The organism is Treponema saccharophilum DSM 2985 (assembly GCF_000255555.1).
GTDB classification, from domain to species: Bacteria; Spirochaetota; Spirochaetia; order Treponematales; family Treponemataceae; genus Treponema_D; species Treponema_D saccharophilum.
This window is the reverse complement of the sequence record NZ_AGRW01000038.1, coordinates 18,077-39,595: the sequence shown is the minus strand read 5'-3', so window position 1 is coordinate 39,595 and position 21,519 is coordinate 18,077. Positions and strand designations below refer to the sequence as shown.

The 21,519-nt window shown below is 51.3% G+C and carries 20 protein-coding genes; 14 read left to right on the top strand and 6 right to left on the bottom strand.

Annotation, left to right across the window (positions count from 1 at the left end; translation table 11 throughout):
• Positions 1–137: 137 nt before the first annotated feature.
• The 4 genes from TRESADRAFT_RS03690 (at position 138) to TRESADRAFT_RS15590 (ending at position 7,482) form a co-directional block, all read left to right on the top strand.
• A complete protein-coding gene (locus TRESADRAFT_RS03690; RefSeq protein ID WP_002703005.1) occupies positions 138–2,306 on the top strand; it encodes a methyl-accepting chemotaxis protein in 2,169 nt (722 codons plus the stop codon).
• Positions 2,307–3,028: 722 nt separating this feature from the next.
• Positions 3,029–4,684: an NAD(P)/FAD-dependent oxidoreductase gene (locus TRESADRAFT_RS03685; RefSeq protein WP_002703003.1), complete on the top strand. Its 1,656-nt coding sequence runs from the start codon at positions 3,029–3,031 to the stop codon at positions 4,682–4,684.
• Positions 4,685–4,753: 69 nt separating this feature from the next.
• Positions 4,754–5,695 (top strand): orotidine-5'-phosphate decarboxylase, encoded by a 942-nt coding sequence (gene pyrF / locus TRESADRAFT_RS03680; protein WP_002703001.1) that lies wholly within the window; start codon positions 4,754–4,756, stop codon positions 5,693–5,695.
• 11 nt (positions 5,696–5,706) lie between these two features.
• Positions 5,707–7,482, top strand: a complete 1,776-nt coding sequence (locus tag TRESADRAFT_RS15590) for a dihydroorotate dehydrogenase (protein ID WP_002702998.1) — start codon at positions 5,707–5,709, stop codon at positions 7,480–7,482.
• Between the two features lie 84 nt (positions 7,483–7,566).
• Here the strand turns inward: TRESADRAFT_RS15590 and fabV are convergent, their stop codons facing one another.
• Complete coding sequence (gene fabV, locus TRESADRAFT_RS03670; RefSeq protein ID WP_002702993.1) at positions 7,567–8,772, bottom strand: enoyl-ACP reductase FabV; 1,206 nt, start codon at positions 8,770–8,772, stop codon at positions 7,567–7,569.
• Between the two features lie 770 nt (positions 8,773–9,542).
• Between fabV and TRESADRAFT_RS03660 the strand changes: the two genes are divergently transcribed.
• The 4 genes from TRESADRAFT_RS03660 (at position 9,543) to TRESADRAFT_RS03645 (ending at position 13,279) form a co-directional block, all read left to right on the top strand.
• Entirely contained in the window at positions 9,543–10,310 is a 768-nt protein-coding gene (locus tag TRESADRAFT_RS03660; RefSeq protein ID WP_002702992.1) for an RluA family pseudouridine synthase, read from the top strand.
• Between the two features lie 48 nt (positions 10,311–10,358).
• Positions 10,359–11,402, top strand: coding sequence for an omptin family outer membrane protease (locus TRESADRAFT_RS03655; RefSeq protein ID WP_002702991.1), 1,044 nt, complete (start codon positions 10,359–10,361; stop codon positions 11,400–11,402).
• 14 nt (positions 11,403–11,416) lie between these two features.
• On the top strand, positions 11,417–12,469 hold the full coding sequence (locus tag TRESADRAFT_RS03650) for an omptin family outer membrane protease (protein WP_002702990.1): 1,053 nt from the start codon (positions 11,417–11,419) through the stop codon (positions 12,467–12,469).
• Between the two features lie 168 nt (positions 12,470–12,637).
• Positions 12,638–13,279, top strand: coding sequence for a cytidylate kinase-like family protein (locus TRESADRAFT_RS03645; protein ID WP_002702989.1), 642 nt, complete (start codon positions 12,638–12,640; stop codon positions 13,277–13,279).
• Between the two features lie 167 nt (positions 13,280–13,446).
• Here the strand turns inward: TRESADRAFT_RS03645 and TRESADRAFT_RS03640 are convergent, their stop codons facing one another.
• From TRESADRAFT_RS03640 to TRESADRAFT_RS03620, 5 genes are all read right to left on the bottom strand, one after another.
• Positions 13,447–14,367, bottom strand: a complete 921-nt coding sequence (locus TRESADRAFT_RS03640; RefSeq protein WP_002702988.1) for an NYN domain-containing protein — start codon at positions 14,365–14,367, stop codon at positions 13,447–13,449.
• A 324-nt stretch (positions 14,368–14,691) separates the two neighbouring features.
• On the bottom strand, positions 14,692–15,717 hold the full coding sequence (locus tag TRESADRAFT_RS03635; protein ID WP_002702986.1) for a sugar kinase: 1,026 nt from the start codon (positions 15,715–15,717) through the stop codon (positions 14,692–14,694).
• Positions 15,718–15,871: 154 nt separating this feature from the next.
• Complete coding sequence (locus TRESADRAFT_RS03630) at positions 15,872–16,306, bottom strand: aspartate carbamoyltransferase regulatory subunit (protein ID WP_002702984.1); 435 nt, start codon at positions 16,304–16,306, stop codon at positions 15,872–15,874.
• Entirely contained in the window at positions 16,306–17,226 is a 921-nt protein-coding gene (gene pyrB, locus TRESADRAFT_RS03625) for an aspartate carbamoyltransferase (protein WP_040842235.1), read from the bottom strand. Before pyrB ends, TRESADRAFT_RS03630 begins: the two co-directional genes overlap by 1 nt.
• 563 nt (positions 17,227–17,789) lie before the next feature.
• The gene (locus TRESADRAFT_RS03620; protein WP_002702979.1) at positions 17,790–18,125 is read right to left on the bottom strand and encodes a helix-turn-helix domain-containing protein; all 336 of its coding nucleotides are present in this window, start codon (positions 18,123–18,125) and stop codon (positions 17,790–17,792) included.
• Between the two features lie 125 nt (positions 18,126–18,250).
• On the opposite strand from TRESADRAFT_RS03620, the gene TRESADRAFT_RS03615 reads away from it, so the two are divergent.
• From TRESADRAFT_RS03615 to TRESADRAFT_RS03590, 6 genes are all read left to right on the top strand, one after another.
• Complete coding sequence (locus TRESADRAFT_RS03615) at positions 18,251–18,730, top strand: hypothetical protein (RefSeq protein WP_002702977.1); 480 nt, start codon at positions 18,251–18,253, stop codon at positions 18,728–18,730.
• Positions 18,731–18,855: 125 nt separating this feature from the next.
• Complete coding sequence (locus TRESADRAFT_RS03610) at positions 18,856–19,065, top strand: hypothetical protein (RefSeq protein WP_040842234.1); 210 nt, start codon at positions 18,856–18,858, stop codon at positions 19,063–19,065.
• A 180-nt stretch (positions 19,066–19,245) separates the two neighbouring features.
• Positions 19,246–19,506, top strand: a complete 261-nt coding sequence (locus TRESADRAFT_RS03605) for a hypothetical protein (protein ID WP_040842233.1) — start codon at positions 19,246–19,248, stop codon at positions 19,504–19,506.
• A 21-nt stretch (positions 19,507–19,527) separates the two neighbouring features.
• Complete coding sequence (locus tag TRESADRAFT_RS03600; protein ID WP_002702975.1) at positions 19,528–20,682, top strand: radical SAM protein; 1,155 nt, start codon at positions 19,528–19,530, stop codon at positions 20,680–20,682.
• Positions 20,683–20,797: 115 nt separating this feature from the next.
• Positions 20,798–21,274: a DUF3990 domain-containing protein gene (locus TRESADRAFT_RS03595; protein ID WP_002702973.1), complete on the top strand. Its 477-nt coding sequence runs from the start codon at positions 20,798–20,800 to the stop codon at positions 21,272–21,274.
• Entirely contained in the window at positions 21,271–21,516 is a 246-nt protein-coding gene (locus TRESADRAFT_RS03590; RefSeq protein WP_002702971.1) for a hypothetical protein, read from the top strand. The genes TRESADRAFT_RS03595 and TRESADRAFT_RS03590 overlap by 4 nt, the downstream gene beginning before the upstream one ends.
• The last annotated feature ends 3 nt before the right edge of the window (positions 21,517–21,519 follow it).

The window sequence follows — 21,519 nt, the reverse complement described above, 5'->3', positions numbered from 1 at the left end:
GACTGTTTTATAGCGATATTTTGCTAAAATCAGCATTTTCATACATAATATTTTTTGTACGGCAAAATCCAATGCTGCGATTCGTGGAGATGCCAGGACAACAAGGAGAGAATACAGCATGACGAAGGAGGTCATTTATGGCATTGCGCTTGAAAAAAATCGGGGCGCCGGAAAAATCGCTCAAAAAAGAAAATGGAAAGACGGGGCAGCGGAAAAAGCGCGAGAGCCTAACGAACAGGATGTCGTTCAAGCTTCTGTGCGCCGTGTTCGGGCTGCTCGTGATATTCTTCACGGCGCTCGTGCTGATTCTCTCCAAATCGATAAAACGCGACAGCATCAAATCATACACAGAGCTTACGATTGCGACCGCGGAGGGAAATTCGTCGTCGATGACGTACTGGCTGTCGAGCTACTTCAAGGATTTGCGTGTCTTCACGAAAAATTCCGTCTTTCTTGAGGGAAACATCGACGACACGCGGGAATTCATGGAGGACAACCACCGGCTTATCGGCGAGGATTTCGATTTTGTCGGAATCGCGGACATGGGCGGGAATTTCGTCACGACGAACGGGCAGGAATTCAACGTCATGGGAATGGAATTCTTCTCGGCGATAAGCAACAAGGGTCTCGGCGAATTTCTTTCAAGCCCCGTCCAGGCAGCGACGGGCGACTGGTTCTTCTACACGGCGGTTCCCGCGGTCGACAAGAACGGCACGATGTTCGGCGTGTTCGCAGGCGCGATTCCGCTCAAAATAATCCAGAAGGAAATTCAGAAGATAAAGCTCGGCGACAACGGGTTCCCGTTCATAATCGGCGCGAACGGCGAGATTATCGCGCACCCCGACCCGTCAAAAATCATGGCGAACCCGATGACGACAGACGAAAAATCGCTCGGGCTGTCCGGGATAAAGCAGCACATTTCCCAGATGGTGCAGGGAAAAAGCGGCACGGGGCTGATAACGAGCGGCGGAACGACGAGCTACATTTTCTACTGCCCGATTGATGGGACGAAATGGTCGCTCGTACTCGCGATTCCTGAAGACGAGGTGCTCGAATCGGCGCGGAAGAACGGTTTAAACATCGCCGGATGCAGCGCCGTCATCGCGCTTCTCCTCATCATCCTCATCAACATCGACCTGAACATTCTCCTCAAGCCGCTCACGGTACTCAAGGACTCGATTTCCGAAATCGCGACTGGGGACGCCGATTTGACGAAAAAGCTCAAGATAAAATCGAAGGACGAGGTCGGCGCCGTCGTCGAGGGATTCAACCTTTTCGTGGAGAACCTCCGCACGATAATCAGCGAAATCAAGGAATCGAAGGATATCCTGCGCACGATTGACAAAAGCCTCCAGCAGACGACGGACGAGACGTCCGGCTCAATCTCGGAAATTTCGCAGAACATCGACACCGTCGTGACGCAAATCGAGTCGCAGGGCGAAAGCGTTGACGGAACGGCGAGCGCGGTCACGCAGATTGCGAAGAACATCGAGAACCTGAACAGGCTCATCGAGTCGCAGGTCGGCGCCGTCGGGGAAGCGAGCAGCGCAATCGGGCAAATGCTCCAGAACATCGACACCGTCTCAAGCAGCATGGAAAAAATGGCGGAGGCGTTCGAAAACCTCGAGCGGTTCACCAAAAACGGAATCGAAAAACAGAACGCGGTGAACGAGCAGATTGCGAAAATCGACGAGCAGAGCCAGATGCTTTTCACCGCGAACAAGACAATCTCGAAAATCGCCTCGGAGACGAACCTTCTCGCGATGAACGCGGCAATCGAGGCGGCACACGCGGGATTCGCGGGCGCGGGTTTCTCGGTTGTCGCCGACGAAATCAGGACGCTTTCGGAAACATCGGCGCATCAGTCGAAATCAATCGGCGCGGAGCTGAAAAAAATCCAGCAGTCGATAGAGCGCGTAGTCCAGTCGAGCGGCGAGGCAAAGGAGGCGTTCAGCTCGGTAAGCGAGAACATCCAGAAAACAGACGAGCTGGTGCGGCACATCAAGGCCGCGATGGAGGAAAGCGCGCGCGGAAGCAAGCTCGTGACGAACGCCCTCCTCGTCGTGAACGAAAGCTCGCGCGATGTCAAAACGTCGTCGAAGGAGATGTCGGAGGGAAACCAGTCGATTCTCGCGGAAATCCACCGGCTGCAGGACGCGACGACGCTCATCCGCCGGAGCATGGAGACGATGGGCGGAAGCGTCAGGCAAATCGACAAAAACGGCTCCACACTGACCGAAATTTCCGGCACGATGCAAAACTCGATAAGCCAAATCGGAAAGCAGATAGACATGTTCAAGGTATAGGGCGCACGCATTGTTTTACGCGCGTTTATCTTTATTGCATGGAGCGTGCGCACGCAGCTCCCGCGAAGCGGGAGTGCGCCTTGATGGGATTACGCGTGTGGTTTTTCAATCCGCGGTTTTGGATGGCGTCACGGGGAAGTTCTATTTTGGGGGGCACGCATTGTTTTACGCGCGTTTATCTTTATTGCATGGAGCGTGCGCACGCAGCTTCCTGCGAATGCAGGGAGTGCGCCTTGGTGGGATTACGCGTGAGGTTTTTCAATCCGCGGGTTTGGATATATTCACGGTGAAGTTCTATTTTTTTGGGCACGCATTGTTTAACGCGCGTTTGTCTTTATTGCTCGGAGCGTGCGCAGGCAGATTCCGGCGAAGCGGGAGTGCGCCTTGGCGGAATATGGCGCGTGGTTTGTTCTGTCCGCGGGTTTTGATTCCGTTACGGGAAATTATATTTTTTTGGGCACGCATTGTTTAACCCGCGTTTTCATTCAAAAGAGATTCCGTTAGGAATCTCGAATCCGTGTGACAACCTTTAAAAAAGATTCCGGGTCAAGATTTCTTCGAAATCCGTTCAGCATGACACTAAAAATCATGTGTCCACCGAAAATCCGGACAGAGCCTTTTACTTTGTCGAGCGTGCGCGTGCTGGTTCGGGCGGGAATTTTTCAAGGAGCGGGCGGTGGGGGAACTGTTTTTTTTGGCGCGGAAAATTTATACTCTCACACATGACAACGGAACTTTCCATCACTGTTAATCCGGACGACGAGAGGAATTTCGGCGTTCTGAAAGAGAAAATACTCCGGATGCTGCGCGACAAGGGTTTGACGAAACGCGGCGTGCGGGAAATGTACTTCGAAAATCATTCGGGGAATATCGGCGCGGACGACGCAATTGCCGTGTTCATAAAAAAATCGATAGACGCAAGGCACGGAACCGTACGGCTCATCCTGCGCTACAAAATCTACATCGGCGAAAAACCGAATGGAGACGGCGAGAACGTTCCGGAATGGCGCGCTGCCGACGGGAAGAGCCAGGTCGTCATCGTCGGCTCGGGGCCGGCGGGTCTGTATGCGGCGTTCAGGCTTCTTGAGGAAGGGATAAAACCCGTGATAATCGAGCGCGGCGCCGACACAGAGGAGCGCACACGCCACATCGAGGAGCTGCGCGCGGCCGGAAAGCTCAACGCGGAGTCGAATTACTGCTTCGGCGAGGGCGGTGCCGGAACGTTCTCCGACGGAAAACTCTACACGCGGTCGAACAAACGCGGCGACATCGGAAAAATCTACCGGATTTTCGTCGAATTCGGCGCGGACGAGAAAATCTTGACGGACGCGCACCCGCATATCGGGACGGACAAGCTTCCGGGAATCATCAGCGCGATGCGGAAAAAAATCATCTCCCTCGGCGGAGAATTCCATTTCGACACGCTCTGCACGTCGATAACGGTGGAGAACGGCGCGGCGACGGGAATCAGGACGAAAAACCTAAAAACGGGCGCGGAGGCGGAAATTTCTGGATGCGCGGTGATTCTCGCGACGGGGCATTCGGCGACGGACGTCTACAAGATGATGGCGAAAGTCTCGCCGCAGTCGCTCGAGCAGAAAACGTTCGCGGTCGGCGTCCGCGTCGAGCATCCCCGCACGCTCATCGACTCGATACAGTTCCACGGGAAGGCGATGCCGAGCGCGGCCGAATACCGGCTGACGTCGCAGATTGACGGGCGCGGCGTGTACAGCTTCTGCATGTGCCCGGGCGGATACGTCGTTCCGTGCGCGACGACGGAGAACCAAATCGTCATAAACGGAATGTCGTCGTCGGGAAGAAACAGCGAATGGAGCAACGCCGCGATTGTCGTGGAGCGCAGGCCGGAGGACATTCCCGAGGAGTTCGCGAAGATGGCGGAAAAAGACGGATGCCGCGCGCTTGCGGGGCTTTACTGGCGGACATGGCTTGAGGAAGAGACGTTCAGGCACGCGGACGGGCAAAAGGCTCCGGCGCAGCGCCTCACCGATTTTCTTTCGGGGCGGGAATCCGATTCGCTTCCGGAGACGAGCTACAAGCCTGGCGTCGTGACGAGCCGCCTTGACGAATGGCTTCCCGAGGAAATAGGCGGCCGGCTCAAAAAGGCGTTCCGCGAATTCGACAAATCGATGCGCGGGTTCGTGACGGACAACGCCATCATCATCGCTTCGGAGACGAGGACGAGCACGCCCGTGCGGATTCTCCGCGACAAGGAATCGCTCGAATGCGTCGGAATCAGGAACCTCTACCCTGCCGGGGAAGGCTCGGGATATTCAGGCGGAATCGGCTCGTCGGCGATGGACGGCGAGAAAGTCGCGGACAAAATCTGCGCAAAAATACGCGGCGGAAATTTCCGCTAGAAAAATTCTTCAAGAATCGCGTTCTCGGAGCGCACTCTCATATAGCCAACAAAACCAAAGGAGAAAAAAATGAAACATTCGATGGAAATTCTTCAGGAACTCGCGGCGGCGAACGGACCGCTTTGCGTGGGACTCGACACCGACCCGTCATACATTCCGGCTCCGCTTCTCAAAGTGCTTGGCGGAAATCCCGCGGAGGCAGTTCTCGACTACAACAAGGAAATCATCAGGCGGGTCGCGGCGGACAAATCGGCGTGCTGCTTCAAGATTCAGATTGCGTACTACGAGGCGATGGGAATCGAGGGGCTCAAGGCGTACATCGAGACGATTAAGGCCGTGAAGCAGGCTGGGCTTATCGCGATTTCCGACATAAAGCGCGGCGACATCGCCGATACCGCAAAAGCATACGCGCGGGCGCATTTCGCCGGGGAATTCGAGACGGACATCATCACGATAAACCCGTACATGGGATTCGACACGCTCAAGCCGTTCACCGAATACTGCAAGCCGACGGACGGAAGCAAAGCCGGAAAGGGAATTTTCGTCCTTCTGAGAACGTCAAACCCCGGAATGGTGGACATCGAGCAGCAGGAACTCAAGGAAGGCGGGCGCGTTTTGGACAAAACGGGCGCGGAGCTTTCGAGAATCGCGAAGGAATTTGCGGAATTTTACCCGAACCAGGGATGCTCGCCGGTCGGCGCTGTCGTCGGATGCACGGAGGAAAGCGACGCGAAGCTTCTGCGCGAGGCGTACCCGGAGCAGTTCTTCCTCATTCCGGGGTACGGCGCGCAAGGAGGAGCGGCTCGGATTGCGGCGACGCTTCTCGGAAAGGCGGGCGGAACAGTGAATTCAAGCCGCGGAATTCTCTGCGCGTGGAAAAAAGACCCCGACCTTGCCGACAAAGTGGAAAGCGGAAACCTCTGCCTGAAGGAAATCGCCGACTCTGCGGCAAAAGCCGCGCTCGCATCGAAGGCTGACCTCCTCAACGCGAAAAAAGAGCTGGGGCTGTAAGGAGAATGGCGATGTCAGAAACAGTCAGCTGCGAAGGAATCCCGTTCCCGTCATTCGCGACGGGAAGCGTCTCGCTCATCAAATACGTCGAGGGCGCGTTCCCGGAAAAAAGCGTCGTGCATCTTGCCGTGACGGCGGAAGGAAAAGCGCCGAAAGCCGGGCAGTTCTACCTTATCAAGGCGAAGAAATCCGGCGTGCTGCTCGCGCGTCCGATTTCGGTCTACTCGTCAGCAGAAAACGCCGACGGAACCGTGCGGGTCGAATTCCTGATTCTCGTGAAGGGACAGGGAACGGCGGAACTTTCGGACGTTTCCTGCGGGGACGAAATCGAAATCCTCGGTCCGCTCGGAAACACGTTCCCGAATCCGGACGGAAAAAAGAAAATCGCGATTGTCGGAGGCGGAATCGGAGTCGCGCCGGTCGCGGGATTCGCGCAGAACCTTCCGGAAAAATCATACGATTTCTTCGCGGCGTTCAAATCAGGCTCATACGGGCTTGAAAACGTGAAGGCGGACAAGCTCGTCATAACGACGGACGACGGCTCGGTCGGAATCCGCGGAATGATTACGGAAGCGCTCGACGCGCAGAAAATCAGCGCGTATTCGGAAGTCTACGCGTGCGGCCCGATGCCGATGCTCGCCTACATCCAGAAAATATGCGCCGAGGCGGGCGTGAAGTCGTGGCTTTCGATGGAGAACAGGATGGCGTGCGGCGTCGGGGCGTGCCTCGGCTGCACAATCAGGACGACGGAAGGGAACAAGCGGTGCTGCAAGGACGGTCCGGTATTCAACGGGGCGATTCTCGATTTTACTCCGCCCAAAATAAAGCCGATACGCGACTACCGGCTTCCCGAATCGGAAAAGCCCGACCTTTCCGTTGAGATAAATGGCGTCCGCTTCAAGAATCCCGTCATCGCGGCGAGCGGAACGTTCGGCTACGGCTCGGAATATTCGTCCGTTTTCGACGTAAATCTTCTCGGCGGCATCTGCTCAAAAGGCCTGACGCTCGAGCCGAAAGCCGGAAACACCGGCGTCCGCCTCGTCGAAACACCGTCCGGGCTCATCAATTCAATCGGGCTTGAGAACCCGGGAATCGCGCATTTCATCGAGCATGAGCTTCCCGTGATGAAAAAATTCAAGACGACGCCGATAGCGAACCTGTCCGGCTCGTCAATCGACGGATACGTCGAGGGCGCGCGCCTTCTCGACAAGACGGACATCCCGATGATTGAGCTGAACATTTCCTGCCCGAACGTAAAGGCAGGCGGAATGGCGTTCGGAATGGACTGCGTTGCGGCGTCGACGGTGACGAAAGCGGTGCGCGAGGCGACAAAAAAGCCTCTTATGGTGAAGCTCTCGCCGAACGCGCCCGATTTGGTCGGAATCGCGATGGCGGTGCGCGAGGCGGGCGCCGATGCGATAAGCCTCGTCAACACGTTCCAGGCGATGTCGATTGACGTTGAGACGGGAAGACCAGTTTTCGACAACGTGAAAGCCGGACTCTGCGGACCGGCAATCCGCCCGCTTGCGCTCAGGATGGTTTTCGATGTCGTCGCCGCGATGAACAAACTCCCCGAAGCGGAGCGCATTCCCGTCGTAGGAATCGGCGGAATCGCGACGTGGCGCGATGCGGTCGAATTCATCATGGCGGGTGCGAGCGCCGTCCAGGTCGGAACGGCAACGTTCGCGAACCCGCGCGCCATGATTGAAATCATCTCCGGAATCGAATCGTACATGAAGCGGAAGGGATTCCGCAAACTCGACGATTTCCGCGGAATCGCGCAATAGCTCGGAAACGAAAAAAATGCCCCGCACGCAGGACGGAAAACCGCTCGGCGTGCGGGGCGTTTTTTTCGGCAAAACCGGGAATTATCAGAACTCGATCGACGACATGTCGGCGACATCCTTCTCGTAATCGACGCCATCGACGTCGAATCCGTTTATGTTCAGGAAGTCGTGGCGGACGCCCTCAAAATCGATGAGCGTCTTCACGTTGTCGGCGGTGATTTTCGGCATAATCTCGTCGATTTTCGCCTGCGTTTCGGGAAGGAGCTCCCAGTCGTCGATGCGGATTCTTCCCTCGTCGTCAGTCGGGACAACTCCGTCGGCGGTGTAAAGGCGCTCGGCAAAAAGGCGCTCCATCTGCTCGATGCAGCCCTCGTGCCTGCCCTCCGCCTTCTGAACCTTGAAAAGGCAGCCGAGGTAGAGCGCGATAATCGGGATGACCGAAGAAGAGCGCGTGATAAGACCTTTGTTCTCGGAAACATATCCTGCGCCTTTGTATTTTTCCGCAAGCTTCCTGCTGATTGTGCGCGCGTGAGCCTCCAAATCCTTCTTTGCCGTTCCGATTGTTCCGTCGCGGTAAATCGCGTGGCTGAGCGCCGGCCCGATGTAGGAATAGGCGACGGTCATGCATCCATCCGCAAGAACGTCAGCCTCGGAAAGCTGGTCAATCCAGCGCTCCCAATCCTCGCCGCCCATGACCTTTATCGTGTTGAGAATATCGCTTCCCTCCGCAATCGGGGCGACCATCTCGCTGAGCGCGCCAGTCATCATGTCGAGCGCGGCTCCCTTGTATTCCTTGCCGATTGCCTTTATGACCGAACGGTAGGTGACTTTCGTGTCGGGGTCGGTGCGGACGGGGGAGGCAAGAGAATAGACGACGAGGTCGAATTTCATCCCGTTTTCCTTGGCGATTTTCACGACCTCAGCGCGGCATTCGTCGCTGAACGCATCCATGTTGAGCGTAACGGACTTGAGACCCGCAGCGGCGGCGGATTTGTCGAACTGCTTGTTGTTGTACCATCCGGGCGTTCCGCCCTTCTTCTCCGTAGCCTCTTTCTCGAAAGAAACGCCGACAGTGTCCGCGCCGTACTCAAAAGCAGCCGCAATCCTGGACGCAAGCCCGTATCCGGTCGAGCATCCGAGCACGAGGACGTTCTTCGGCGCGCGGGTAATGTTCCTTCCGCCTTTCTTCGATTTCACATACTCAATCTGCCTGAGCGTTTCCTTTGCGCAGCCAATAGGATGCGAGTTGATGCAGATGTTCGCGCGAACCATCGGTTTGATTGTAGCCATATATTTCTCCTAAAAAAGCATTCTGTTTGTTCTTGAATAGTAATCCATTATGACATTTTTTTCAATTTTGTCATAAAGCCGCTCGCATTGTTAACGCGCGTTTATTGTTGTCTTTTCGTAGCGAGCGGATGCGCAACAGCGTTGCGCCCTTTTGGGAACGGGGGCGCGTTGTTTTTCTACATTCGCTTTTTGGACGCTCACATTGGTAACGCGCGTTTATTGTTGTCTTTCGTAGCGAGCGGATGCGCAACAGCGTTGCGCCCTTTTTGGAATGGGGGCGCGTTGTTTTTCTGCTTTCGTTTTTTTTGCCGCTCGCATTGGTAAACGCGCGTTTGTCTTTGTCCTTCGTAGCGAGCGGGTGCGCAACAGCGTTGCGCCCTTTTGGGAATGGGGGCGCGTTGTTTTTCTGCTTTCGTTTTTTGGACGCTCGCATTGGTAAACGCGCGTTTGTCGTTGTCTTCCGGAGCAAGCGGGGTGCGCAACAGCGTTGCGCCCTTTTTGGAACGGGGCGCGTTGTTTTTCTGCTTTCGGTTTTTTTGCCGCTCGCATTGGTTAAACGCGCGTTTATTGTTGTCTTTCGTAGCGAGCGGATGCGCAACAGCGTTGCGCCCTTTTTGGAACGGAGGCGCGTTGTTTTTCTGCTTTCGTTTTTTTTGCCGCTCGCATTGGTAAACGCGCGTTTATTGTTGTCTTTTCGGAGCGAGCGGAGTGCGAAGCGGGGGCTTTGGGGTGTACTTTTTGAAGTGGGGTTTTCTTTGTATACTTTGCGTATGAAGATTAATCCAGACTATACGGTCATTTACAGCGACGAGAATATTGTCGTGCTCAACAAACGCTCGGGGCTGCTTATTGCGGCGGACAGGTACGATGTGGATGCGCCCCGGTTGGACAGCGAGGCGGAAAAGGAATTCGGAAAGCTTTTCGCGGTTCACAGAATCGACAAGGACACTTCAGGATGCGTGATTTATGCGCGTGACGCGGAAAGCCATCGCGCGCTTTCGATGCAGTTCGAGAACAGGGAAGTCGAGAAGACGTACCACTGTCTCGTCCACGGGTATCCGACATGGCAGACGCAGACGGTTGAGGCCCGCCTTCTTGCCGACGGTGACGCAAAGCACAGAACAGTCCTATCAAAACAGGGAAAAAGCGCGGTCACGTTCTTCAGGAACCTCGGGAAAGCAGGTCCGTACACGTGGATTGAGGCGAAACCGAAAACAGGACGGACGCACCAGATTCGCGTCCATCTCAACTCGCTCGGCTTCGCGATTGTCTGCGATCCGCTCTATTCCGGAAACCAGCATCCCGTCATCCTCAGCGAAATCAAAAAGCGATGGAACGGCGACGAGACGAAGGAGCGCCCGCTTCTTTCACGACTCGCGCTGCACGCCTACAAACTTTCGATAACGCATCCGATAACGGGAAAACGGATGGAATTCACGGCGCCATACCCAAAAGACATGGAAGCGACGAGAAAGCAGCTTTTGAACGTGTTCGGCGTCGACCCGCTTTCCGAGGACGAACAAGAAAGCGAAAAATAAGACTTTCCTTGTTTTTTTGCGGATTTTGCGTGCTAGAATCTATGAAAAATGAACCAGGCACGCAGTTTTTTCCGTTTTTTTATTCCGCTTTTGCTTTTCATTCTCCCCGCTTTTCCGGCAAAAAGCGGGGATTTCGTTTTTTTTGCGGAACCGATTCTCGGAATCAGGAACGGGCAGGTCGACGAGTACGTGTTCCTCAAAAAATGCGCCTACGACAGCGACAAGTTCAGCGAGCTGAACTGGAAAATCAATAACGAATTCTACGGCGGAATAAGGACCGGCTTCGAATGGGGAAAATTCTTCTCAGAGTTTTCGGTCTCGGGAATGCTTTTTTCGAAAAAAGGGCTGATGGCAGACTCCGACTGGATGAACGCAGCGCTAGCCAACGCGGAGGACTACCAGTACAAGACGAATTATTCTGAAAGCGACAATTTTCTTTCCAGCGAATATTCCGCCGGCGCGAAAATCGGCTGCACTTTTTGGCTTTTCGAAAACGATTTCGCCTCGCTTTCGATAAAACCGTTCGCGGGATTCACGTTCAGCGCGATTGCGTTCGACGCGAAAAACGGGACGGCATGGTACGGAAATTACATCGGCACATACCAGGCCCCGTACAACGACAGCGAGAACAGTACTACAATCGATTTTTCCGGCATGAGCGTGATTTCCTACAAGCGGAAAAGCTACATCGCGTGGCTCGGCTTCGATTTTGCCGCGAAACTGTCGAAAAAATTCATCGCGCGCGCGGGATTCAGCTTCTCGCCGTACCTTTACGCGGAATCAATCGACACGCACCACCAAAGAAGCTTGATGTTCGGGGACAAAACACCGGGATGCTTCGGCGCGTTCGACTGGAGGCTTTCCGCAGAATACATACTCTCCGGCAGGTTCTCCGTCCTGCTCGGCGCGGAATTCTTCTTCATGCGCGTCCTTCGCGGAGACTCTTACAACAAAAGCGTTTCTTCGTCAGAATACAAACTCGATTCGACCTCTGAAGGGGGAGCCTCATCGCATTTTCTGGACATCGCCCTCTCGTGCAAAATCAAGCTGTCCCACAATCATGCTGTTTCATCTAAAACAGTGTTCAGATAGAATCCACAAGAAAAATGCAGACGAAAAAAGCAGCACTTTTTGCAATCCTTGCAGCATTCTCGATTGTTCCGGCGGCGGCGCAGTTTTTTCTTGACGGAAAAGGGCTCGGCGGCCTCCATCTTTCCGTCACGCCGACCGCGGAATTGTCGTCGGGCGTTCTCGGGGAATACCTGTACGAATCGAACAAAAGCGAGACGCTCAACAGCCTGCTCGAATGGGACAGGAACGTCTCGATGTTCGGCGCGGAAATCGGGCTTTCGTACGGGATGATTTCGCTCAAGACGTCGTTCGCGCTGTCGGCGGGAATGGACGGGCGCGGCGAGATGCAGGATTCCGACTGGATGAACGACAGCGACAAATCGATAAAGACGCGCTATTCCGTCGGAACAATCACGAACGAGACGAACATCGACGCGCGCGCGGAACTTTCGCTCGCTTTTGAGCTTTCCCCTTCCGTGCGGATTATTCCGAAAGCGTCGTTCATCTTCATGCGCGACGAATTTTCCCGCGACGGCAAGACGACGGAAGGCTGGTACAACATGAGCGGCGGCTGGTGGTACGACGCCGACGAGGAGAACCACTACCCCAACACATATTGGAGCGACGAAAAAGGACGGTACGTCACGAGGCGGCTCGCGGGAATCGATTTTCGGCGGGACGCGGAGATTTTTTTTGCGGGAATCGCGTTTTCGGCGGACATTTCGGAACGGATATCGCTTCGGTATTCGGCATCGCTCTCGCCGCTCGCCTTTTTCAGCACGCTCGACACGCACTACGCCAAGGATTCCTCCACGGGAACGATATACGGAAAACACTACCGGCAGAAGCAGACGTCGTATTTCTCGCACGCGCTTTTCTCGCTCGGGGCGGATTTCCGCGCGACACAGTCGTTTTCCGTTTCGTTCGACGCGTCGCTGCTGTCGAGCTTGTGGATTTCGCACGGGCGGACGGAAGCCGATTACGCATACGGGTGCCGGCAGGACGGCTACATCGATTTGTGGCAGGACTCAGGGGAATCGATGCGCGTTTTTTCCGCAAAACTCGGCGTAAATTTCCTTTTATTCTAAAAATCCCGCGCCAAATTTCTATGGTATAATGGAATTGTTCTGAAAGTGAAGTTTCCGAACAGGTTTGATAAATCGATTTTAAAATCTTCGGCAAAACGGCGGAACCGCCTCTGCCGGAAAACAAAAATCCAGCCGCAAGCGGCGAATGGAAAAAAGCGGAGGAAAAAAATGAAAAAGATAATAACGATAAGCCGGGAATACGGTTCAGGCGGAAGGATAATCGGAAAAAAGATTGCGGAAAACCTCGGATACAATTTCTACGACAGGGAAATAATCGACATGGCGGCGGAGGACAGCGGGCTTTCCCCCGAATTCATCGAAAAAACGGAACAGAACATCTCGTCGGGCTGGCTCTACAACCTTCTTCTCGGGACGAGCTACGCCGGAACGACGGCGGGCGCGACGACGCAGCAAATCGGGACGCAGTCGCTTCCCCTCGCAGACCAGGTTTTCAACGCGGAACGGAAAACGATTCTCTCGCTCACGGACAAGCCGAGCGTAATCGTCGGGCGGTGCGCGGACTACATTCTCAGGACGAGCGACACCGTGGACTCGAAGGACTTGCTGAACATTTTCATTTACGCCGATTTTGACGACAAAGTGAAGCGGATAATGGAACGCCAGAGCATGGACGAGAAAGCCGCGCGGAAGGCTGTGCAGCAGGTGGACAAATGCCGCGCAAACCATTACAACACGTTTACCGAGGACACCTGGGGCGACAGGAAAATCTACGACCTGCTCGTGAATTCAAGCACGCTCGGAATCGACCAGACAATCGAAATGCTGACGGCTTTCATCCAGAAAACGTGACCTGAAAATCTTCGGTTCCCAAAAAAGCAAAACGGTCATCAAGATTTCCCTGATGACCGTTTTTTCGTCACGAAAAACGCGAACACGTTTGCGCCAAGCTCTGTCTGACTTTCCGGCGGCTGCATGACAAAAAACAAACCAACCGATTTTACAGAAAAAGCGCTTCTTTATTTCATTATGTCCTTGATTATCGCCATGAGCCGTCCCGGTTCACGCGGGTTGTTCGCGACATCATAGGAAATCTCGTCGCCCGCCGAGCATTTCGAGAACAGGAACGGGTTGTCGCTCCTGAACACGGGAAGGAATTTCAGTCCCGGGTGCTGCGGATCGGCAAAACTCACCGTCATCTCGTTAACCGGGTCCTTGAGCGAAAGGCGGAGCCTTCCCTTGAGAATCCGGCGCTGCGTGAACGGCCTGCGCTCCTGATAATGCGGCGGCATGTCGAACTGCGGAATGTCGAACGGAGGCATGTCGGTAAAGCGAGGGATTCCCTCAAAACGCATTCCGCCGTACAAATCCGGAATCTTCCCCGGCTCAACATCCTCAAAAATGCTTTCTATATCAGGCTCCGCGCGCGCCTCAAGAAGGGAGCGGAAATTCACTTTGTATTTTACCGATTCCAAAAGGGCATGGCTCGTGCGGGTTTTTTCCTCGGGAATGTCCATATAAAAAAGGAGCGTCTTGACGTTCTTCGAATTCATCTTGTCGACAAGAGGAACATAATCCCCGTCGCCCGCAAAAATCACGAAATAATCGTATTCCTTCTCGAAATAATCGGTGACGGCCTCGACAGCAAGGCGGACGTCAACGCCGTCCTCCTTCATCCCGACAAGGGCGTTCTCCATCTTCATTATGCCAGCCTGCCCTATGTCCGTATAAAAATCGTGCCTGTTCTTGTCGATATAATGCGTCGTTCCGAAGCAACATTTGGAATCAACAAGAACTTCAGTGCCGTTCTCCTTATCGCTTATATATATTTTTATATAATCAATAAATTTCTTCCAGTTGATATGCTTTCGGCATCCAAACATCACGTATTTGTAAACGTGAAAAACAAAATTACCATCAATGTACAAATTTGCTTTCATACCTAAACTCATCTTAATTGTTTATTGAAAAATGATTCATCCCGCGCCCACAAAGGAACAATGGGAAAAACTCCATCCGAACGTATTGTCAAATAACTTCATGACTTCAAGGAACGCGAACCAAACGGAAAACGCTCCAGGGGAAAAAACACGACGGGAACCCCCGCTTCTGCAAGGCAATGATGCGCTTGACCCGGAAAATTATTTCCGAGCCGAAAAGGATAATAACATGTTTGCCACATCAATGCTATTTCCGCACATAAAATTTACAAAAAAAGGCATCGAACAGAAAAACCGAACGATGCCTTTTATCAAAAATGAAAACTATCTCTGGATGCGTCCTGAACCGTCGCCGCCGGCGAGCTTGTTGACCTCATCCTCGGAAACCATGTTGTAGTCGCCGATGATTGAGTGCTTCAAGCAAGAAGCCGCAACTGCCCAGTTGATTGAATCCTGAGTGTTCATTCCCTTGAGCTGCGAGTGGATAAGTCCGCCGCCGAATGAATCGCCGCCGCCGACGCGGTCAACAATCCACATCTCGTATTTCTTCGAGAACGCGTAATCGTTGTCATCGACGTAGAGGAGCGCCTGCCAGTCGTTGCGGTTCGCGTTGATTGAAGAGCGGAGCGTGATTGCGACTTTCTTGAAGCCGAATTTCTGCTTGAGCTGGCGAGCGACAGAAACGTAACCGTCGTTGTTGAGCTCACCCTTCGTCGTATCGGTTCCCTCTGACTTGATTCCGAAAACGTCGTTCGCGTCATCCTCGTTGGAGATGCAGACATCGACGTATTTGCAGATTTCGGTCATAGCGGCGCGAGCCTCGTCCTTTGTCCAGAGTTTTCCGCGGTAGTTGAGGTCGCATGAAGTCGTGATTCCCATCTCGCGGGCAGTTTTGCACGCCTCGATACAAGCCGTCACCATGTTCGGGCCGAGAGCCGGAGTGATTCCCGTGATGTGGAACCATTTCGCGTCCTTGAGGATTTCCTTCCAGTTGAATTCCTCAGGCTTCGCGAGCTGGATTGAGGAACCTGCGCGGTCGTAAATGCACTTTGAGCCGCGCTGAGAAGCCCCCTTCTCGTTGTAGTAGATACCGACGCGGGGACCGCCGCGGACAATGTACTCGGTATGGACGCCGTACTTGCGGAGCGAGTTGACAGCCGCCTGGCCGATTTCATGTGTCGGGAGCTTTGTGACGAAGTAAGATTCGTTGCCGTAGTTTGCAAGAGAAACCGAAACGTTAGCCTCGCCGCCGCCGAATGTAGTGGTCATGGAATCGACCTGAACAAAGCGGTAGTAGTCGGCCGGCTGGATGCGGAGCATCAATTCACCAAAAGTAACAACTTTTGCCATTTTTTTCTCCTAAAAAAAGATTGTTTTCGGCACAGTGCCGTTGATTCATACTAAAAATGGTAACAAAAAGAACGCCTGCTGGCAATCTGAAAATCCGAGCGGATTTTTCACAAAAACGTTAAATCCGCCCGGAAACCGCCGGCAAAAAGGAGCTTCAGTCAATCGCCCCGGCATTGTAGAGGGCGTCGCAATACTCGCACTTGTACTGCCCCTTATCCCTGTTCGACAGCTTGAAAACTGGCGTGACGTACCGCTCCGTAATCGTGATGCAGCGCGGGTTCTTGCAATGGATGACGTTCTCGATTTTCTCGGGAAGCTCCATCTTTATTTTCCGCACGATTTTCTCGTCCTGAATCACGTTTATGGAGATGTTCGGGTCGATAAAACCGAGAATCGAATAATCGATGCTGATTATGTTGTCGATTTTTATCATGTCCTTCTTCCCCGATTTTTTGGAAGGGACATTCTTTATGAGCGCGCAGCTGAAATTCGCCCGGTCAAGCCCAAGCTGCTGGAAAATGCGGAACCCGAGCCCCGCCCTTATGTGGTCGATTACAAGACCGTTCTTTATCGTGTCGATATTCAGCATCACAGAACCCCCGTCAGTTTCGCAATCAAAGCCATGCGCACGTACATTCCGTATTTCACCTGCTTGAAGTAGGCGGCGCGCGGGTCGTCGTCGACTTCCGGAGCGATTTCGTTCACGCGCGGAAGCGGATGCAGGACAATCATGTTCTGGCGCGCGAGCGACATCTTGGCTTTGTCGAGGATGTAGCTGTCCTTGAGCCTGATGTAGTCCTGCTCGTTGAAGAACCGCTCCTTCTGCACGCGCGTCATGTAGAGGATGTCGAGGTCGCCGATGACGCTCTCAAGCCGTTCCGCCGTCGTGTACTCGATTCCTGACTCGTCGAGATACTGCGTTATGTATTCGGGAACGGCAAGCTCGTTCGGCGAGATGAAGACGAATTTGTTGTTCTTGTAGCGGCTCATCGCCTCCGCAAGCGAATGCACCGTGCGCCCGAACTTGAGGTCGCCGCAGAAGCCGATTGTGTGCCCCTCGAACCCGCCCTGAAGCGCGCGTATCGTGAGCATGTCGGTGAGCGTCTGCGTGGGGTGGAAATGCCCGCCGTCCCCCGCGTTGATTATCGGGCATGAAGAATAGCGGGAAGCGAGAAGAGCCGCGCCCTCCTTCGGGTTCCTCATGGCGATTACGTCCACATAGCTTGAGACCGTGCGAATCGTGTCGGCAAGGCTCTCGCCCTTCGCGGTCGAAGAATTGGCCGCGTCGGAAAATCCCTCCACGCTGCCGCCGAGATGGAGCATAGCCGCCTCAAAAGAAAGCCTCGTTCTTGTGCTCGGCTCAAAAAAAAGTGTCGCAAGAATTTTCCCGCGACACACTTCATTGAAAGAATTCGGATCAACAATGATTTGCTCCGCCAGTGCGCAAATCTCGTCGATTTCTGAGACCGTCAAATCATTCGGTTTAATAAGATTTCTACCTTTCAGCATGGCTCGATTCTACCACGAATCGGGGGAATTGTACGAGAAGGAAATGCAACCACACAATTTTTGGATTTTTCTATTTTGTGATGATAAATTGCGATATAAGCGAAAGCATAAAGCGTTAATTCAAAACTATTGACCAGAAAAAGCCGATGTAGATTGAACGGCAAGACGCACCACATCGTATTCAACGCCGACGCCTATGACAAAGAGGACAATCCGGAGATAAAAAACTTTCTTTCGTGAGAATCAGCAAGGCAGATTCCGACTTTACAAGGATGATAGCGAATATGGTACAGGCAAAAAAAATTCGAGCAGACATTCTTCAACGAGTACATGACATGGAACCTCCACGACATGGATGTCAAAAAGCAAGGAATCCAGCAGTCGGCCCTAGCTTCCGCTCGGAACGCGCTTGCATTGTGACTTTCCAGCGAGCAGGCGGCTCAGATTTCCGGCCTTCCACTTGATGAAGTGCTTGAACTTCAGAAACAAGGTTGATTTAGGACAATTTCTCATTTCTCATGGAACAAAGAGGTCAGCTGTAGCGGGAGGAGAGGGAGTTTTGCTCAATTACCGATAGCGCACTGATACGAACGTGCTATTTCTAGAAAACATTTTAGCTGGTTCTGACCAAGATTATCGACGATACTTAAGATTTCAGCCTTCTGCCAATCAGAACGTTTTTTCGGCATTTTTCCAGTTACAAGATATTCAGTTGTTGTATTGAGAGCAGCCGCCATCTTTACAGCGACATCTGCAGCGGGGATTGTATCGCGGTACAGATACATATTAAGCGTTCCAAGACTCAGCCCTACTTTCCGTGCGAATTCTGACTTTTTCATTCCATTATATTCAATCTCTTCCGTCAGCCGCTGACTGAATGTCTGCTCAGATTCTTCCATAGATTCTGAATTTTATAATTTGTGTGAAATTTCAACTTGATTTATAAGGTAATTACAAATAGTATTTATATGAAATTACACACTTCTGTTGTATTTTTTTGCATAGAACGAGAAAGGAGGGCATTATGAACACTAAGCCACATGTGAACATCCTATACATAGCAGGAAATGAAGGGGCAGGCAAATCACCTACATGTAGGAACATTAAAAAAATATTAATCGCCAATAAATATCGAATTTGCTATCCTCCAAAAGATTTAAATAATGATGATTTTATTGTTCGTATGAAAAACGATGAGAATTATGTCATTCTTTGTACTGCATCAGATTTATGCAGAATCATTAATATGCTCATCGAATTTTGCGAGCATCATAAAAATTCGAGCAATCTGACGCTTATACTTGCAGCCCGCAATAAAGGCGATAAAAAGCGTAACTATCTTGATGATAAGCTAGAAGAACTTTTCTCTATTGAAGAAATAATTGAAATACCTCTAGTCAAGATAAACAAAAGAGCAAGCAACGAACTCGTTAATTGGTATCACGAGGCGATCGATAAGCTTGTTGAAAAGATTTTAAGCGAGAAGCCGTTCTGTCTACTCTAAAAGCCTGTCTTATTGAAATTTTCTAGAGGAAAAAACAATGCTGATACTTCGAAAACAAGAAATGACGTCGCTCATGCAGCTGAAACCAAATTTTACAATCGTAGACCCAAAAGTCATAGTTCCGTATGAAGCTTCCTGCACTACCTGCACCTCCCAGTGTAGCAGAAGTTGCACTGGCAGCTGCTCTTACTATTGCATGGGCGACTGTGGCACAAGCTGCAGAGGCAGTTGCTCAAGAACTTGCGAAGCTTGGTGTACGGATGATTGTGAGGGATTTTGTACAGACAGATGTTCTCATAATTGCGATTACATGTGCAATGGCGGCTGTAGCATGAGTTGTCATTAAAAAACACCGCAAACAATAAGCAGCGTTTTGCATCGGCAAGCATGATTTGTCTTATTGTTATTTTAACGAAGGAGAAAAACAATGCTGATACTTCGAAAATCAGAAATGGTATCGCTCATGCAGCTTAAACCGAAATTCTCAATCGTAGACCCGAAAATCATAATTCCATATGAAGCTTCCTGCACCACCTGTACTTCCCAGTGCAGCAGAAGTTGCACTGGCAGCTGTTCTTACTATTGCATGGGCGAATGCGGAAACAGTTGCAAAGGCGGATGCCAAGCAAGCTGCAAAGGTGGTTGTTCCAGTAACTGCGACTTTCAATGTATGGATGACTGTTTGTCTTCTTGTCATCATGAATGTGCATATACGTGTAACTACTTCTGCAATGCTAACTGCGGCTGAAAATATGGATAAATTGAGCGTTATCTAAAAATTAGGATTGAATGGGCATATGAAAAATACAAAAAACAGCAAGCAACGCTTTGCGCCGACACTCTGTCTCACTCACTATTGCAATCTCAATTGCGTTTACTGCTATCAGAAGCATGATTCTCACAACAGAATGTCATTTGAGACAGCAAAAAAGTGCATCGACTGGATTTTCAATAACATTCCAGACAAGAACGAAGGCGTCGAGCTGGATTTTATCGGCGGAGAGCCGCTTGTCGAGTTCAATCTAATCAAGCAGATTTTTGAATACGTAAAGAAAACTTATCCGAATGAAAATGTCATTTTCTTTGCCACGACAAATGGAACCCTTCTGAACGATGAAATGAAAGAATGGTTCACAAAGAGAAGAGGTTGTTGCGTTCTTGGGCTTAGCCTCGATGGCAAAAAGGAAACGCAGGATTACAATCGCAGCAACTCCTTTGACAAGATTGATTTGAACTTTTTTCTGAAAAATTGGCCTTGGCAGGGGGTCAAAATGACTCTTTCAGAATTTTCATTGGACCATTTAGCCGAAAACATCATCTACTGCCATGAATTAGGCTTTGAAAAAATCGGCGGCGTAAATCTTTTTGAAGGGAATTTTGACTGGAGTGATGAAAAATGGATTCAAAAACTTATCCCTGAACTCAAAACTCTCGTTGACTACTATGTTGAGCATGACGACTTGGAAGTCAACCAGATGCTCAATCGCCATATTGAAATTTGCGGAAATTTTGACAGCAGAAAAAAGCAACGTTGGTGCGGCATCGGGAATGGGGCAGTTTTCTTTGATGTTGATGGAAGAAAACTCCCTTGCACATTCTGCACGCCAATGACATTTGATGAAAAAACACTCTCTGAAATCTGCAATCACGACTTTTCAAAAGTTGACGACTTTATAGACGACGAATGTTTTGACAGTTGCTATATTTATCCAATTTGTCCTCACTGTGCTGGAGCAAATTATCTAACGCAAAAAACATTCAAGACACGCGACAAATCTAAATGTAGAATACAAAAACTCATTAGTCTCTTTGCGGCTGATTTGTTCGCAAAAAGGATTTTGAAAAACCCGGGAAACTTTGAAGACACAAACAAAATTTTGCTTATTGATGCAATTCAGAAAATCAGAGAATTGTATTTGCCGGAGTTCAAGGATTATTTTGAAGACGAATAAACGTTTTTTATTGCATTTATTGTTTTTGTCAAGAAAAAGGGCCTGGAATTCTTGAAATAAATCCTTTTCGATTGCGCAAAATGCACGATTCCCAGAAACATGCTAATATGAAGACATGCAGTTGTATCATGGAAGCAATGCAGTTGTTCGAAATCCCCAAATTCTCCAGACTGACAGGCGACTGGATTTCGGTACGGGATTCTACCTCACATCAAGTTTCGAGCAGGCGTCCCGATGGGCGCAACTTACGACGCAGCGAAGGGGATGCGGAAAAGAGACTGTTTCCGTATTCTTGTTCGACGAGTCGATTGCAGGAGAACTTTCAATCCTAAGGTTCGAAAAAGCAGAGAGAGAATGGCTCGAATATGTGACTGCCAATAGAAAAAACGAAAAAATCGACAATGACAATTATGATATTGTTTCAGGTCCAGTCGCGAACGACAGGACGATGCCGGTAATCAGCCTTTTTTTCAGCGGCATTTACGATATCGAAGAGACAATTCGCCGGCTGCTTCCACAAAAACTGCATGACCAATATGCATTCAAAACCGAAAAATCGTTGACGGCATTGAAATTTCTGGAGGCAAGATGAAAAAGGAACTTCCATATATCCTCGATTTTTACGACAAGAGCATCGCTCTCGAAATCAGCAACAAATACGGATACAGTTTTCTCGACTCGCTCCGAAAGTTCTTGTACTCAGAGACATACAGGATGCTATGCAATCCCGCTCTTGAGATGTGGGAATTCAGTCCGCTGGGTATTTTTGACATGTGGGAAGCGGAGCAGGTGACCGGAAGCCCACAGAATTCCCTATACCTGAGGAGAGACTGAAAA